Genomic DNA, 14,752 nt, shown 5'->3' on the forward strand with positions numbered 1-14,752 from the left:
AAATTAAGCTACGCTGGCAAATAATGGAATCTATGCGCGTGGTGTAGGTTCTACTATTACGGCAAACGGTGGCGATGTTTACATTAATACTTACGCCAGCAATTTCAAAGAACTGCTGGAGAACAATAGTGGTTATCCTGATGGCTCATCAAAAAGTGATGCGGTTAGTGCTAAAGATGGTGGTGTCGTAAATATTAATCAGTCAGGTGAGAACAAGGTTAATTTGTTAGGAAATATCGACTTCGGCGATAAAATATATGCTCATACCAGCCAGATGAATATTACGCTCAATGGTGCGGAATCATTTTGGCATGGACATGAGGCGAATGTTCTGGACATCGCCAGTGGTAAATGGGCCGGAGATTTGAATCTGACGCTGATGAATAATGCTTACTGGATCCCGGATGGCAAAGACGCTCAGATCAGCGCCATCACCTTGCAAGACGGCGGGACGATAAACCTGCACGGTTTTAACCTGCATACCAATCAGAGCATCAACGAAACCGTGAAGATTCACGATCTGAAAGGCAACAACGGTATTTTCCTGATTGATGTAAATACAAATAAAACCGATGAGCAGCGGCGTAATGGGAGCGACTTTATCGAAGTCGTTAAGAGTAGCACGGGGGGAACTCATGCTATTGAGGCGTTAAATATTAATAAGCTTAGCGATCTGCAAGAAGATATCTGGGTTGCCGATGCCGCCAGCAATGTGATGTTCGAAGCGTACGATAAAATCGATATCACTAACGAGTATGTATACGACTATAAACCGCTACTGCGTTCTGATATTCGGGAAGGTGATCCGGTAAGCCAGTATGGCACAAACTGGTATATTACGGGGGTTTCAACAAAAGCCAGTGCGGGTAGCAACACCGCGATTGCTAATGCCGGGTTAAACTACGCGGTGGCCACCGCCCGTCTCGAAATCGACAGCCTGAATAAACGTTTAGGGGAATTACGCCAGAACCAACAGCAAAATGGTCTGTGGATACGTTATAAAGGCGGCGAAATGGAAAGCGATAATGGCAGCTACTTCAAAAACTTTTACAGCTTCTGGCAACTGGGTTATGACAATAAAGAAGAAAGTGAACAATCAGTCTGGACGCGAGGCATTGCGGCGCATTACATGAGAGGTAACGCTGACTTTACTTATGGCACGGGCGATAACAAGAGCTACGGTGGTTCACTTTATGCTGCATGGAACTGTCCGGAAAAACAGGACTACCTGGATCTGGTACTGAAATATAGCCGCCATGAGAGTGATTTTAACTACCGAAATGTGTACGGCAATATGGGGGTGGCGGATAGCAGTACGTGGTCAATTAGCGCCAGCGCAGAATATGGTCGTGAGTTTAGTCTGGGAGAATCCTCTTTTATCGAACCGCAAGCACAGCTCGTGTATACCCGGTTGGATGAAGCTCGTTATACCACCAGCAGCGGGCTACGGGTTCGTCAGAATGATATCGATAGCGTGATCGGTCGTGTCGGATTGCGAGGAGGTTATCGATTTGAAGAACGCCCGGACAGCGACATTTATGTGAAGCTGGATCTGCTGCATGAGTTTGCTGGCGATCGTGATGTCACTGTGTGGGGTAAAGACGCGTCCATGACGGTCCGCGAGGGAGGAAGTGACTCGTGGATTAACTACGGTATTGGAACCAATATCCATCTCACTCAGAACAATAATTCTCGACTGTACGTTGACCTGGAAAGATCAGCTGGAGGCGACATTGATATGAACTGGCAGGTGAACGCAGGGTTCCGTATGGAGTGGTAAGCGGTTACCGGAACGTCAGTAGAATCGTTATCGCTTAAAACGGTGTCCGACCGGTTATATTCTGGTCGGACACACTGTTGTTATCAGTTCAACACCATCGGCCATTCTGGCGGTGTGTGGCTCATCATTTCGACCATCACGGTTTCAATATTCTTCCAGATCGTGGAAATATCCACCAGGGTTATGCCGAGCAATCCGGTCGCAAACCAGCAGGCAAAAACCAACCCTAAACCGCTGCTAATGACGGCCAGGCCAATATAGTCTGATTTACGAAAACGGATATTGAGCGTACTGGCTAAAAACATCAGCACTGCACTGAGTAATTGCCACCGCAGAAGAACCACGCCAGTTGTTATTGTTGCCATGAAAAACGTCCTCAGAAAGTCTGGATGCCCAGGACAGCGCGGGGGTGTTCACCGAGGGTGTAGTACTCTGGCTATCGACGGGCAATAACATGAATGAAACATTGTTTCTGTTACATGATTTTTGTGAACTATATCACAAGTGTTCGTTTGTTCACCAGTGCTGGACGTTATTTTTGCTGGATTATAACCATTATTAATGTGTGGTTATTTTTGAAAAGGCTACTGATACTAAATAATCAATCTTAAAGGTGTATTTACGCCACTAGTTTAATTCATCTTAAATTAATTGTTAAAAAAATTTAATGAATTTCTTAAATGCAACCAGGATAGTGCTCATAAAAAATTAACGTTCTCGGGATAATAACATTGTGAAATAAGCGTAACTTTAAGTTTGCATTACGGAAAAATAATATCATCCCCAACTATTATCAGACTTTTACATAGAGACGTCTGTTGCTAATACTGATAGATTCATGCAAGTTAACTAGCTGGTGTTTATAGCATCACTGCCGTGACAGGTACTGGCATAGACAAAACAGGGACATAAGGCTGACATGAATCACAGTGCGCGACGCAAGATGCTGAAGTTGCTGGGAACATTCATGGTGGTATTGCTCCCCGTGGTGCTGGCATTATGGTTTGCTCAAATCCGGGCGATGTCCGAAACCCGTAATGAACTTCACTCTTTTGCTCAACTGGTCTTAAATAAAACAGAATTAGTGATCCAACAAGCCGATTTAGCACGTGATATGGCCCAGTTGTATCAAGGTGAGATGTGTACCCCAACACATCAGAAAAGTATGCTGAATATAATTCGCGGTCGTTTATATATCAGCGAGCTAATTTATGCCCAGGGCGATCATTTTTTGTGCTCTACGTCGATGGTGCCATCCACTACCTATATTATGCCGACCGCAGACTATAAACGTACGCCGGACATCTCGATCTATTACTATCGCGATACCCCGTTTTTTGCTGGCTACCGAATGACGTATATGCAACGAGGAAACTACGTTGTCGTCATCAATCCGTTATCTTACAGCGAAGTCATGTCAGATGACCCAGACCTGTCCTGGGGCGTGTATGACACGGTAACGGATTCCTTTTTCTCTGCCAGCGAAGGGGCGCACATTGATCAATTCTCGCCGCTGGTGGGCGGCGAAGCCTCTACCTTCCCGTTGGCGGATCGCTTCTATACTATTGTGCGTTCAGAAAAACGGCCAATCGCGATTATTGTGTCGACCTCGGATAAACGCATAAATTCGATTTTTTATCACGAGGCTGCATTAACGGTTCCTTTCGGGATTATCTGCAGCATCCTGATGCTGTTAATGTGGTGGCGTACGCGTCAGGAATACCTCTCTCCCCGTCGTTTATTAAAACGCGCAATCAAAAAACGTCACCTGTGCCTGTACTACCAGCCGATCATTGATATCACAAACGGTCAGTGCGTAGGGGCCGAGGCTTTGCTGCGCTGGCCGGACTGTAAAGGTGAGGTGATGAGTCCGACCGAGTTTATTCCTCTGGCTGAAAAAGAGGGAATGATGGAGCGGATCACGGATTACGTGGTTGAAGAGGTGTTCAACGATTTGGGGTATTTTCTGTCGGCACATCCCCAGCTTTATATCTCGATAAATCTCTCCGCGTCTGATTTTCATTCATCCCGACTCATTGCCCTGATTACTGACAAAAACCTTGAGTACTCCGTTGCGGCCCGACAAATTAAAGTTGAGGTAACGGAGCGCGGGTTTGTTGATGTAGATAAAATGACGCCGGTAATCCAGGCGTTCCGCCAGGCGGGTTATGAAGTGGCGTTTGATGATTTTGGCACGGGGTATTCCAATCTACATAATTTGTCCGCGCTGAATGTCGATATCCTGAAGATCGATAAATCATTTATTAGTACTCTGTCCACTAACAGTACCAGCCACATGATTGCCGAACATATCATTGAGATGGCACAAAGCTTACATCTTAAGACGATCGCTGAAGGAGTTGAAACGACAGAGCAAGTCGAGTGGCTGCGTGAACGCGGCGTACAGTATTGTCAGGGCTGGTATTTTGCGAAAGCGCTGCCGCTGCAGGAGTTCATACGCTGGATACAACGGTCGCCCGCCATACTGACGCAGAGCGGGCAATAATCTTACAGGCGGTGGCGGTAATCGCTTGGAGTACGATCAAACTCACGACGAAACACGCGAGAGAAGGTTTGTTGCGATACATAACCAAGATCCATCGCAATGTCGAAAATAGGTCGCTCAGTCGTCCTCAGTTCAACCGCCGCCAGCAGAAGTCGGCGTTGGCGGATGTAGTCGCCCAGCGTCTGGCGCGTCACCGTGCGGAACATTCTCTGTAAATACCACTTCGAGTAACCTGATTTTTTCGCAACCGCCTCAATGTTCAGCGGCTGATCAATATGTTCATCAATCCATTCAATAAGGGTCTGAATAATCTGCTGATGGGACATAGGGCTGCCTCTTTTTCAGTATTCGATTCGTCGTTTTGCCTGCGAGTGAGTATAATTCCTCAAGTTAACTTGAGGTAAAGCAATTTATGGAAAAGAAATTACCCCGAATAAAAGCGCTGCTCACACCAGGTGAAGTCGCAAAGCGTAGCGGTGTGGCGGTATCGACCCTGCATTTCTATGAAAGCAAAGGGTTAATCAGCAGTATGCGCAACAGCGGTAACCAGCGTCGGTACAAACGTGATGTGTTGCGTTACGTGGCGATTATCAAGATTGCTCAACGTATTGGGATCCCGCTGGCAACGATCGGCGACGCGCTGGGCGTATTACCTGAAGGACATTCACTTAGCGCTAAAGAGTGGAAACAACTCTCTTCGCAATGGCGTGAAGAGCTGGATCGACGCATTCATACTTTGGTGTCACTGCGCGATGAGCTGGATGGGTGTATTGGTTGCGGCTGCTTGTCGCGCAGTGATTGTCCGTTGCGTAACCCAGGCGATCAGCTGGGCGAGCAAGGAACCGGGGCGCGGCTGCTGGAAGACGATTGATTGGTATAAAACTAAAGCGCCACAGAGGGCGCTTTAGTTTGGTTCCGGTCTTTGTCTTTCACTCTATCCCGCTGGTTCACGGGAGGGTTTCCCCCGACATCAACACCCCTCAGTCGAGCACATTAGGGGAGGTTCCGGTTTGTGTTGATAAGGTAAGTGTAAGCCACCTCTCACCATTTGCCAGTGAAATGGTTATTTTTTAGCCAAAAAAAATTCCCGCATCTTCACCTGTTTTTTTGCGCGAGTTTGCGTGAAAAAGGAACACTCATGTTGTAATCACGCCGCGAAAATTGTTGCCAGATTGCGCATTGACGATAACGTTTGCGCATCGGCTGATTATTTATTGCGCGTTATAAGAAGAAATGAGTAAAAAGCGGCAAAGTTCAGTTGAAAACCAGCGTATGATCGCTGGATAATCGTTTGCTTTTTTTTACCACCCGTTTTTTATGCGCGGAGCTAAACGTTTGCTTTTTTGCGACACCCCTATTGACGCAAACCTGGCACATGGAGAAAACGTTTAGCAGGCAGTGGATTGTCCAGCACGCATAATGACGAAAAAATAAACTCTCAGGGGATGTTTTCTATGTCTACGCCTTCAGCGCGTACCGGCGGTTCACTCGACGCCTGGTTTAAAATTTCGCTTCGCGGCAGTACCGTTCGTCAGGAAGTCGTTGCCGGATTAACGACGTTCCTCGCCATGGTTTACTCCGTTATCGTGGTTCCAGGGATGCTGGGTAAAGCCGGATTCCCGCCTGCCGCTGTATTTGTGGCAACCTGTCTGGTCGCGGGCGTCGGTTCTATTGTGATGGGCTTGTGGGCCAACCTGCCGCTGGCAATTGGTTGCGCCATTTCTCTGACGGCGTTTACCGCATTCAGCCTGGTATTGGGGCAACATATCAGCGTGCCCGTTGCGCTGGGCGCGGTGTTCCTGATGGGGGTCCTGTTTACCATCATTTCCGCGACCGGTATTCGTAGCTGGATCCTGCGCAATTTGCCGCAGGGTGTTGCGCACGGCACGGGAATCGGTATCGGCCTGTTCCTGCTGCTGATTGCGGCAAACGGCGTTGGTCTGGTGATTAAGAACCCGCTGGACGGCCTGCCGGTTGCACTGGGCGACTTCGATACCTTCCCGGTGATAATGTCGCTGGTTGGTCTGGCGGTGATTATTGGCCTCGAAAAACTGAAAGTACCGGGCGGCATCCTGCTGACTATTATCGGTATTTCCATTGTTGGCCTGATTTTCGATCCGGCTGTACATTTCTCCGGTATTTTTGCCATGCCGTCTCTGAGCGACGAAAACGGCAACTCGCTGATCGGCAGCCTGGATATTATGGGCGCACTGAATCCTATCGTTCTGCCGAGCGTGCTGGCGCTGGTCATGACCGCCGTCTTCGATGCGACCGGAACTATCCGTGCCGTAGCCGGACAGGCGAATTTGCTGGATAAAGACGGACAGATTATCGACGGCGGCAAAGCGCTGACCACTGACTCCCTGAGCAGCGTGTTCTCTGGTCTGGTGGGCGCTGCACCTGCGGCGGTCTACATTGAATCCGCAGCGGGTACGGCAGCGGGCGGTAAAACTGGCCTGACAGCGATCACCGTTGGCGTCTTGTTCCTGCTGATCCTGTTCCTCTCTCCGCTCTCGTATCTTGTACCGGTGTACGCCACGGCGCCTGCGCTGATGTATGTAGGCCTGTTGATGCTGAGCAATGTGGCAAAAATCGACTTTGCTGACTTTGTCGACGCAATGGCGGGTCTGGTAACGGCCGTATTTATCGTGCTGACCTGTAACATCGTAACCGGCATTATGATTGGCTTTGCTACCCTGGTGATTGGCCGTCTTGTCTCTGGCGAATGGCGCAAGCTGAACATCGGCACGGTGGTTATCGCTATCGCGCTGGTGGCCTTCTACGCGGGCGGTTGGGCTATCTGATTCTTATTCGATAAAGATCCTGAAAACGGGTGGCTTTGGCCGCCCGTTTTTATTTTCAGAACACACTTGTTGTCTTTTGCGTTACTCTCAATTAGATAGAATTGAGGCACGACGCCTCTCATCACGAATCATAAGAAACATCGCAAACAGGGAACGCATGGAAATCTTTTTTACCATACTCATCATGACCCTTGTGGTCTCGCTGTCGGGGGTATTTACTCGCGTATTGCCCTTCCAACTCCCTCTACCCCTTATGCAGATCGCCATCGGCGCCTTGCTGGCGTGGCCGACGTTTGGTTTGCATGTGGAATTCGATCCTGAGCTATTTTTGGTTCTGTTCATCCCGCCGCTGCTCTTTGCCGATGGCTGGAAGACGCCAACGCGTGAGTTTCTCGAACATGGGCGAGAGATCTTTGGTCTTGCGCTGGCGTTAGTGCTGGTCACGGTGGTCGGGATTGGCTTTATGATTTACTGGCTGGTGCCGGGGATCCCTCTCATCCCGGCCTTTGCGCTGGCTGCCGTCCTGTCGCCAACCGACGCCGTTGCCCTTTCCGGCATTGTGGGGGAGGGACGCATCCCGAAGAAAATCATGGGGATCCTGCAGGGCGAAGCGTTGATGAACGACGCCTCCGGCCTGGTGTCACTAAAATTTGCCGTCGCCGTGGCGATGGGTACGATGGTATTTACCGTTGGCGGCGCAACGCTTGAATTCTTCAAAGTAGCAATTGGCGGTATCCTGGCCGGTTTTGTCGTCAGTTGGCTGTACGGGCGCTCCCTGCGTTTTCTCAGCCGCTGGGGTGGCGATGAGCCGGCAACGCAAATCGTTCTGCTGTTTCTGCTGCCGTTTGCGTCTTACCTGATTGCGGAACACATTGGTGTCTCAGGCATCCTCGCGGCGGTCGCTGCCGGGATGACAATCACCCGTTCCGGGGTGATGCGCCGCGCGCCGTTGGCGATGCGCTTACGTGCTAACAGCACCTGGGCGATGCTGGAATTTGTGTTTAACGGTATGGTTTTCCTGCTGTTAGGGCTGCAGTTGCCGGGGATTCTGGAGTCTTCTTTGGCGGCAGCAGAGGTCGATCCGAACGTTGAAATCTGGATGCTGTTTACCGATATCGTGCTGATTTACGTGGCGCTGATGCTGGTACGTTTTGGCTGGCTGTGGACCATGAAGAAGTTCAGTCTGCGCTTCCTGAAGAAAAAGCCAATGGAATTCGGCTCCTGGACGACGCGTGAAATTCTGATTGCCTCCTTTGCGGGCGTGCGCGGGGCAATAACTCTTGCGGGTGTGCTCTCCATTCCGCTGTTGTTACCGGATGGTAGCGGCTTCCCGGCCCGATATGAGCTGATTTTCCTTGCTGCGGGCGTGATCCTGTTCTCACTGTTTGTTGGTGTAGTAATGCTGCCGATTCTGCTACAGCATCTGGAAGTCGCAGATCACTCGCAGCAGCAAAAAGAGGAACGTATTGCCCGGGCTGCCACGGCGGAAGTCGCGATTGTCGCCATCCAGAAAATGGAGGAGCGCCTGGCCGCGGACAGCGAAGAGAACATCGATAATCAGTTGCTCACCGAGGTGAGTTCACGTGTCATCGGTAATCTGCGTCGACGCGCCGACGGACGCAACGATGTGGAAAGCTCGATGCAGGAAGAAAACCTCGAACGGCGTTTCCGTCTGGCGGCACTGCGCTCAGAACGCGCAGAGCTTTATCACCTGCGTGCCACACGAGAAATCAGTAATGAAACGCTGCAAAAACTACTGCACGACCTGGACTTGCTGGAAGCGCTGTTGATTGAGAACCAGTAACGGTAGTGCCTGATGGCACTACGCTTATCAGGCCTACGGGATTTTGTAGGTCTGATATGGCGTTAGCCGCATCCGGCATTTTACGACGCTTGCGTTAGCCAAAAACCTTCGCAACATTTCAGCCATGCCTGGGCGCTGTGCGACAGATATACGCCCTCGCGCCAAATCATACCCAACTGCCAGCGTAAATCACTCTCCAGAGGGATCCAGCGCAAAGTTTGCTTATCCAGACGCTGGCAGATTGGCTCCGGCAAAATGGCGATTCCGACGCCGGCTTGTACCATCGCCGCCAGGAAATCCCACTGCCCGCTGCGTACTGCAATGCGGGGCTTGACGTTGTGCTGGCTAAACAGTTCAAGCAACTGGCGACTCAACGCGAAATCTTCGTTATAGATAAGTAACGGATGCTCCGCTAACGCCTCGGGGGAAATAGATTCGCACGTTGTCCACTGACCGGAGCGAGGGACCAGCACACAGAGCGGATGACTGAAAAGCGGTAAGGTCGCCAGACCGCTTTCTTCCTCAACCGGCAGCGCGGTCATCGCGACATCCAGATCGCCATTCATCACCGCCTGCTGGACGGTTAAGCCGCCAAATTCAGAGACCTTTAGCTCAACGCCGGGATAGCGCTGGCGAAAAAGGCTGATAGGCCCTGCCATCAACATGCCGACCATCGGCGGGATACCGAGGCGCAATAGCCCCTTGTTGAGATGGTTAATGTCGCTGAGTTCCGCTTCAAGCTGGCGAAACTCGGCGAGGATCGCCAGACCGCGCTCGAAAACCACTTGTCCGGTATCAGTCAACAAAAGCCGCCGACCGTCGCGGATTAGCAGCGTGCAGTTAAGCTCGTCTTCAAGATTCTTCAACATCTTGCTGATAGTGGGTTGAGTGACAAAAAGCTTCTCCGCTGCGCGAGTAAAGCTCTGCTGACGAACCACCTCAACAAAATATCGCAGCGTTCTGATATCCATGATTATTCCTTAAGACTATGCCTGCAATGAGTTTAATTCATTTCAGTCCGGGACGGGGGCTCTCTATACTGGCGCTCTCTATTTTTTAAGGACATACCCTCATGGCTGTGGCGATAAGCCGCGTGACGCCTGCTGTCATTCAACGACTTCAGATCCCCGTTCAGGTTCTGCTGTACGCAGGTCTCTTTGTATTTGCTCAATATCTTGTCTCCTGGCTGCATTTGCCGCTTCCTGCCAACCTGGTCGGGATGGTACTGATGCTGGCGTTAATTGTCTGCCGGGTTATCCCGCTGAACTGGATTCGCGCAGGCGCTCGCTGGTTACTGGCTGAAATGTTGCTGTTTTTTGTTCCGGCGGTGGTGGCCGTCGTCAACTATACGCAGCTGCTGCTGGTCGATGGCTGGCGCATATTCGCCGTTATTGCGCTAAGTACGCTGATGGTGCTCGGCGCCACGGCGTGGGTGGTCGATAAAGTGTATCGTTATGAAATGAGCAGGTTAAACCGTGAGTAATTTCCAGCTAAGCGTGTTGTGTCTGGTGATTACGTTGGGCATCTATTTTGCCAACAAGCGCCTGTATCGCCGTTTTCGTAAATTACCCCTGATGCCATTAGTTCTCACCCCGGCCCTGCTGGTGCTGATGTTGGTATTCGGACATATCTCCTGGCAAAACTATATTGGTGAATCGCACTGGCTGCTGTGGCTGCTAGGCCCGGCAACCATTGCGTTTGCCGTTCCGGTGTATGACAACCTTGCGGTGATTAAGCGGCACTGGATGTCGCTGACGGCGGGCGTGGTGACGGCAACGCTGGTGGCTGTCACCAGCTCCGTGTGGCTGGCGCGTTTGTTTATGTTGCCTGATGAGATCCAGCGCAGTCTGGCGGTGCGCTCTGTCACCACGCCATTTGCGCTGGCGGCGGCAGAGCCGTTGGGCGGGCAGCCGGACCTGGTGGCCTTGTTCGTGGTGGTGACCGGCGTATTCGGCATGGCGGTCGGCGATGTGCTGTTTTTACGCCTTTCCATTCGTGAAGGGATGGCGAAAGGCGCAGGATTTGGCGCGGCGTCGCACGGGGCAGGTACGGCGCGCTCTTATGAGCTCGGTCAGCAGGAGGGCGTGGTTGCCAGTCTGGTGATGATGCTTTCCGGCGTGGTGATGGTATTGGTTGCGCCGCTGGTGGCGATGGTCATGTTCTGATTTTTCGGTGGACGATATTTTTTCAGGTTTATGTCTCTTACACTGACGGTCCTTTTTTATCGCAGTGTAAGGATACTCAGCGTGAAATATATGTGGCTACTGGTCGGCCTGTTTAGTCATGTCGCATTGGCATATTGCCCCGATGAAGACCAACAGGTGACCCTGCAAGGGGCATTAATCCAACAGACTTTTCCCGGCCCCCCAAACTACGAAAGCATCAAGGATGGTGACGAAGCGGTAACTTATGACTATTTAAAGCTCGATCAGCCGTTTGAGTGTGATTTTGCACCTGAAAATGATGTCGTGCCGGAAGTACAGCTTATTCTTGCTGGCAAACGTCATATTGATTATGCCGATCTGGCTCCCCTTTTAGGAAAAGAGGTCATCCTGAGCGGGAAAACGATGTACGCCCAGATTGGTCGCCACTTTACCCCTGTTCTGCTCATCCTTGATGACGTGAAAGCTGCTGGCACTCTTACCACACCTGAACAGAAGAAGAGCGCGCTGCTTCAGTTTCAGCAGTTCCAGCAGGCGTTGCGTGAGAAAAACGTTGCGGCGTTGAAAACGTATTTTGTATTCCCATTGCCGGGCAGCCTTTTAGATTTTATTCCCTACGATGAATCACAAGATATCGAGACGGAACCGCTTACCGAAGCGGAGTTTGATAAACATGCATTGCAGATTATTGAGGGGTTGCAGAGGCTGAACGACCTTGATGTTAACCCTGACACGTTGACGATAAAAGAACACAGAATTAATGCGCTATCTGCTCAGGAGCAGCAGCGAAAATATTATCCCGCTGATGAAGACGGCCAATTTTATTATGAAGAAAACGGTCAGCGTCACACGGTGGAAGGAACCTGCGATACGGTTGCCGACGGGGAATTTGAAGAGGGTATTTTAAGACTTTCTCAGGGTACCGAGGCGAATGCACAACTGCCTGGCCTTTCAGAGTATTGTGATGGTGCGTCGATATATGATTTTGAATTGATTGATGGAAAACTCCGCCTGGTGCGCAGTTTTACCGCTGGATAAAAACAATATATTACGTGAGAAACAGAGAATAAGGATATCAAGTGAATATACTCAATGATTTATTTCTGGGCTGGAGAAAAGGTGTTCTGGGACGGTTGAAGTTTTTTCTTTATTTTGTATTGATTACCGTTATTTCATTATTTACAACATGGTTTTTAGTTGCGAATCCTTTTAGCAACTTCGCTATTTTTATCAATTGGCTGGGGATTATTTTAAGCTATTACTGTGGTTTTTTAGTCATCACCAAACGGTATCGGGAGTTGATGCCATTTCCAGTGATCATTGCGATTATTCACTGGGGAGCCGGGTTGCTGGCTTTCTGGAAGGGCTGGCAGTGGCTAAATATTGTGTGTGCGATTGTTTTCCTGTTGCTTATCGCTGTTCCTGCTCGCCGCTTTATAACGGATGAGAATCCCACATAATTGACAGAAATTCTTCCCCGGTCAAAATAACCGGGGAAGAGGAGGTGGGACTAGTGTGCGCGACCTTGTTCTACGCCGTACCCGGTCTGGGAACGGATGAACTGAGCACGGAACTGCTCGCGTTCGCGGTTGCCTTCTTCTGAGTTATCGGTAGCAGAGAAGAACCAGATCCCGAGGAACGCTACGCTGATGGAGAACAGCGCCGGATATTCATACGGGAAAATAGCTTTTTCGTGACCGAGGATTTGGACCCAAATGGTTGGGCCGAGAATCATCAGCACCACAGCCGTCAGCAGACCTAACCAGCCGCCGACCATGGCGCCACGGGTGGTCAGTTTTGACCAGTACATGGAAAGCAGGATGATCGGGAAGTTGCAGCTTGCCGCGATGGCGAACGCCAGGCCTACCATAAAGGCGATATTCTGATTCTCAAACAGCACGCCGAGCAGGATGGCTATCACACCCAGCACCAGCACGGTAATTTTTGACACCTTCAGTTCTTCACGCTCGGTTGCGCCTTTGCGGAATACGTTGGCGTACAGGTCGTGAGAAACAGCCGAAGCGCCCGCCAGGGTCAGGCCGGCAACCACCGCCAGGATGGTGGCAAACGCCACTGCAGAGATGAAGCCGAGGAACAGGTTACCGCCCACCGCATTCGCCAGGTGAACCGCAGCCATGTTGTTACCACCGATCAATGCGCCTGCAGCATCTTTGTACTCTGGGTTAGCACCTACCAGCATGATCGCGCCAAAGCCGATGATAAAGGTCAGGATGTAGAAATAACCCATAAAGCCGGTGGCATAGAACACGCTCTTACGCGCTTCGCGGGCATCGCTGACCGTGAAGAAACGCATCAGTATGTGCGGTAAACCTGCCGTACCAAACATCAGACCGAGACCTAACGACAAGGCGGATATTGGATCTTTAACCAATCCGCCAGGACTCATAATCGCGGAGCCTTTCGGGTGTACCGCCATCGCTTCGGTGAACAGGTTATTGAAGCTGAAGCCAACGTGCTTCATCACCATAAAGGCCATGAAGCTGGCGCCGAACAGCAGCAGAACAGCTTTAATGATCTGTACCCACGTGGTTGCCAGCATGCCGCCGAACAGCACATACATCATCATCAGCACACCAACCAGTACGACGGCGATGTGATAGTTCAGACCAAACAGCAGCTCAATCAGCTTACCTGCGCCAACCATCTGGGCGATCAAATACAGTGCGACCACCACCAGGGAACCGCAGGCCGACAGAATACGGATTGGCCCCTGCTTCAGACGATAAGAAGCAACGTCTGCAAAGGTGTAACGACCGAGGTTACGCAAACGCTCCGCAATCAGGAACAGGATAATTGGCCAGCCGACCAGGAAGCCGAGCGAGTAGATCAGCCCGTCATACCCAGAGGTAAACACCAGCGCGGAAATTCCGAGAAACGATGCCGCCGACATATAGTCGCCCGCAATCGCCAGCCCGTTCTGGAAACCGGTGATGTTACCACCGGCGGTGTAGTAGTCATTACGTGAACGTACCCGCTTAGACGCCCAGTAGGTGATACCGAGCGTAAAGATGACGAAAATCAGGAACATGACAATCGCCTGCCAGTTAGTTGGCTGGCGTTGAACTGCACCGCTAATAGCATCCGCCGCGTTTGCAGCGAAGGGCAGCGTGGCGGCAAGCGCCGTCAGGACTCTCTTCATGATGCTTTAACCTCGTGCAGAACCGCATTGTTCAGGCGATCGAATTCACTGTTTGCCCGCCAGATATAGATCCCGGTCAGGATGAAGGAGATAAGGATCACTCCGACCCCAATCGGAATACCCCGGGTGACGCTGGTTCCCGCGTGGAGCGGTGTACCCAGCCAGCTAGGCGCAAAAGCAATCAGTAAAATAAAGCTGATATAAACTGCCAGCATGATGATGGACAGAATGGTGGCAAACCGTTGCCGTTTTTCAACTAATTCCCTGAAATGCGCACTGTCTTCTATCCGCTGATAAATTTGGTCATTCATCACAGAATCTCCAGAGGTCCCCCTGCGTCTTTCGTGCTACAGGTTCGTTGGCCGCACTTGCCTACTCCAGCCACATAGTCATCTATGCTCCTGGGGATATGCTTGCTGGTCGCCTTCCTGTAACACGAAATCCTTTGGGGGAGGGTTTTTATATTTCCCTCCCGGTCAGGGGAGGGGTAGGGATAGGATTTGTAGGCCCGATAAGCAGCGCGCCATCGGGCATTT

14 protein-coding genes are annotated in these 14,752 nt (G+C 50.8%); 9 read left to right on the forward strand and 5 right to left on the reverse strand.

Translation table 11 applies throughout. The annotated features are described in order from the left end of the window. Window positions 1–223: 223 nt before the first annotated feature. The gene (locus OGY15_RS23185) at window positions 224–1,780 is read left to right on the forward strand and encodes an autotransporter outer membrane beta-barrel domain-containing protein (RefSeq protein WP_286541284.1); all 1,557 of its coding nucleotides are present in this window, start codon (window positions 224–226) and stop codon (window positions 1,778–1,780) included. A gap of 83 nt (window positions 1,781–1,863) precedes the next feature. On the opposite strand, the gene OGY15_RS23190 is transcribed toward OGY15_RS23185, so the two are convergent. After that, on the reverse strand, window positions 1,864–2,145 hold the full coding sequence (locus tag OGY15_RS23190) for a YjcB family protein (protein ID WP_151218062.1): 282 nt from the start codon (window positions 2,143–2,145) through the stop codon (window positions 1,864–1,866). A gap of 554 nt (window positions 2,146–2,699) precedes the next feature. Between OGY15_RS23190 and pdeC the strand changes: the two genes are divergently transcribed. Continuing rightward, the gene (gene pdeC / locus OGY15_RS23195; protein ID WP_151218061.1) at window positions 2,700–4,286 is read left to right on the forward strand and encodes a cyclic di-3',5'-guanosine monophosphate phosphodiesterase PdeC; all 1,587 of its coding nucleotides are present in this window, start codon (window positions 2,700–2,702) and stop codon (window positions 4,284–4,286) included. Window positions 4,287–4,288: 2 nt separating this feature from the next. Here pdeC and soxS read toward each other — a convergent pair whose 3' ends face one another. Next, the gene (gene soxS / locus OGY15_RS23200) at window positions 4,289–4,612 is read right to left on the reverse strand and encodes a superoxide response transcriptional regulator SoxS (protein WP_003031731.1); all 324 of its coding nucleotides are present in this window, start codon (window positions 4,610–4,612) and stop codon (window positions 4,289–4,291) included. A gap of 86 nt (window positions 4,613–4,698) precedes the next feature. Between soxS and soxR the strand changes: the two genes are divergently transcribed. From soxR to OGY15_RS23215, 3 genes are all read left to right on the forward strand, one after another. Then, on the forward strand, window positions 4,699–5,157 hold the full coding sequence (gene soxR / locus OGY15_RS23205) for a redox-sensitive transcriptional activator SoxR (RefSeq protein ID WP_003031733.1): 459 nt from the start codon (window positions 4,699–4,701) through the stop codon (window positions 5,155–5,157). 583 nt (window positions 5,158–5,740) lie between these two features. Continuing rightward, entirely contained in the window at window positions 5,741–7,090 is a 1,350-nt protein-coding gene (ghxP, locus tag OGY15_RS23210) for a guanine/hypoxanthine transporter GhxP (protein WP_003031735.1), read from the forward strand. Between the two features lie 157 nt (window positions 7,091–7,247). Then, a complete protein-coding gene (locus OGY15_RS23215) occupies window positions 7,248–8,894 on the forward strand; it encodes a Na+/H+ antiporter (protein ID WP_079938973.1) in 1,647 nt (548 codons plus the stop codon). 80 nt (window positions 8,895–8,974) lie between these two features. On the opposite strand, the gene OGY15_RS23220 is transcribed toward OGY15_RS23215, so the two are convergent. After that, window positions 8,975–9,865 (reverse strand): LysR family transcriptional regulator, encoded by an 891-nt coding sequence (locus OGY15_RS23220; RefSeq protein WP_151218060.1) that lies wholly within the window; start codon window positions 9,863–9,865, stop codon window positions 8,975–8,977. 101 nt (window positions 9,866–9,966) lie between these two features. Between OGY15_RS23220 and OGY15_RS23225 the strand changes: the two genes are divergently transcribed. From OGY15_RS23225 to OGY15_RS23240, 4 genes are all read left to right on the forward strand, one after another. Further along, entirely contained in the window at window positions 9,967–10,377 is a 411-nt protein-coding gene (locus tag OGY15_RS23225; RefSeq protein WP_005132599.1) for a CidA/LrgA family protein, read from the forward strand. Then, entirely contained in the window at window positions 10,370–11,059 is a 690-nt protein-coding gene (locus OGY15_RS23230) for an LrgB family protein (RefSeq protein WP_151224611.1), read from the forward strand. Before OGY15_RS23225 ends, OGY15_RS23230 begins: the two co-directional genes overlap by 8 nt. 90 nt (window positions 11,060–11,149) lie before the next feature. Continuing rightward, entirely contained in the window at window positions 11,150–12,094 is a 945-nt protein-coding gene (locus tag OGY15_RS23235; protein ID WP_279574288.1) for a DUF4431 domain-containing protein, read from the forward strand. Between the two features lie 41 nt (window positions 12,095–12,135). Then, window positions 12,136–12,516: a hypothetical protein gene (locus OGY15_RS23240; protein WP_151218057.1), complete on the forward strand. Its 381-nt coding sequence runs from the start codon at window positions 12,136–12,138 to the stop codon at window positions 12,514–12,516. A gap of 50 nt (window positions 12,517–12,566) precedes the next feature. On the opposite strand, the gene actP is transcribed toward OGY15_RS23240, so the two are convergent. Together actP and OGY15_RS23250 are read right to left on the reverse strand one after the other, a co-directional pair. Continuing rightward, window positions 12,567–14,216 carry a cation/acetate symporter ActP gene (gene actP / locus OGY15_RS23245; protein ID WP_151218056.1) on the reverse strand — a complete coding sequence of 550 codons (1,650 nt, stop codon included), beginning with the start codon at window positions 14,214–14,216 and terminating at the stop codon, window positions 12,567–12,569. After that, on the reverse strand, window positions 14,213–14,527 hold the full coding sequence (locus tag OGY15_RS23250; protein ID WP_286541292.1) for a DUF485 domain-containing protein: 315 nt from the start codon (window positions 14,525–14,527) through the stop codon (window positions 14,213–14,215). Before OGY15_RS23250 ends, actP begins: the two co-directional genes overlap by 4 nt. Between the last annotated feature and the right edge of the window lie 225 nt (window positions 14,528–14,752).

It is taken from the genome of Citrobacter sp. Cu231, from assembly GCF_030332265.1.
GTDB lineage: Bacteria > Pseudomonadota > Gammaproteobacteria > Enterobacterales > Enterobacteriaceae > Citrobacter > Citrobacter meridianamericanus.

Excerpts from the sequence above, each read along its gene's own strand:
- OGY15_RS23235 (WP_279574288.1), top strand. The coding sequence starts at position 11,150 with ATGTGGCTACTGGTCGGCCTGTTTAGTCATGTCGCATTGGCATATTGC.
- actP (WP_151218056.1), bottom strand. The coding sequence starts at position 14,216 with ATGAAGAGAGTCCTGACGGCGCTTGCCGCCACGCTGCCCTTCGCTGCA.
- OGY15_RS23190 (WP_151218062.1), bottom strand. The coding sequence starts at position 2,145 with ATGGCAACAATAACAACTGGCGTGGTTCTTCTGCGGTGGCAATTACTC.
- OGY15_RS23225 (WP_005132599.1), top strand. The coding sequence starts at position 9,967 with ATGGCTGTGGCGATAAGCCGCGTGACGCCTGCTGTCATTCAACGACTT.
- soxS (WP_003031731.1), bottom strand. The coding sequence starts at position 4,612 with ATGTCCCATCAGCAGATTATTCAGACCCTTATTGAATGGATTGATGAA.
- ghxP (WP_003031735.1), top strand. The coding sequence starts at position 5,741 with ATGTCTACGCCTTCAGCGCGTACCGGCGGTTCACTCGACGCCTGGTTT.
- soxR (WP_003031733.1), top strand. The coding sequence starts at position 4,699 with ATGGAAAAGAAATTACCCCGAATAAAAGCGCTGCTCACACCAGGTGAA.
- pdeC (WP_151218061.1), top strand. The coding sequence starts at position 2,700 with ATGAATCACAGTGCGCGACGCAAGATGCTGAAGTTGCTGGGAACATTC.
- OGY15_RS23215 (WP_079938973.1), top strand. The coding sequence starts at position 7,248 with ATGGAAATCTTTTTTACCATACTCATCATGACCCTTGTGGTCTCGCTG.
- OGY15_RS23220 (WP_151218060.1), bottom strand. The coding sequence starts at position 9,865 with ATGGATATCAGAACGCTGCGATATTTTGTTGAGGTGGTTCGTCAGCAG.
- OGY15_RS23250 (WP_286541292.1), bottom strand. The coding sequence starts at position 14,527 with ATGAATGACCAAATTTATCAGCGGATAGAAGACAGTGCGCATTTCAGG.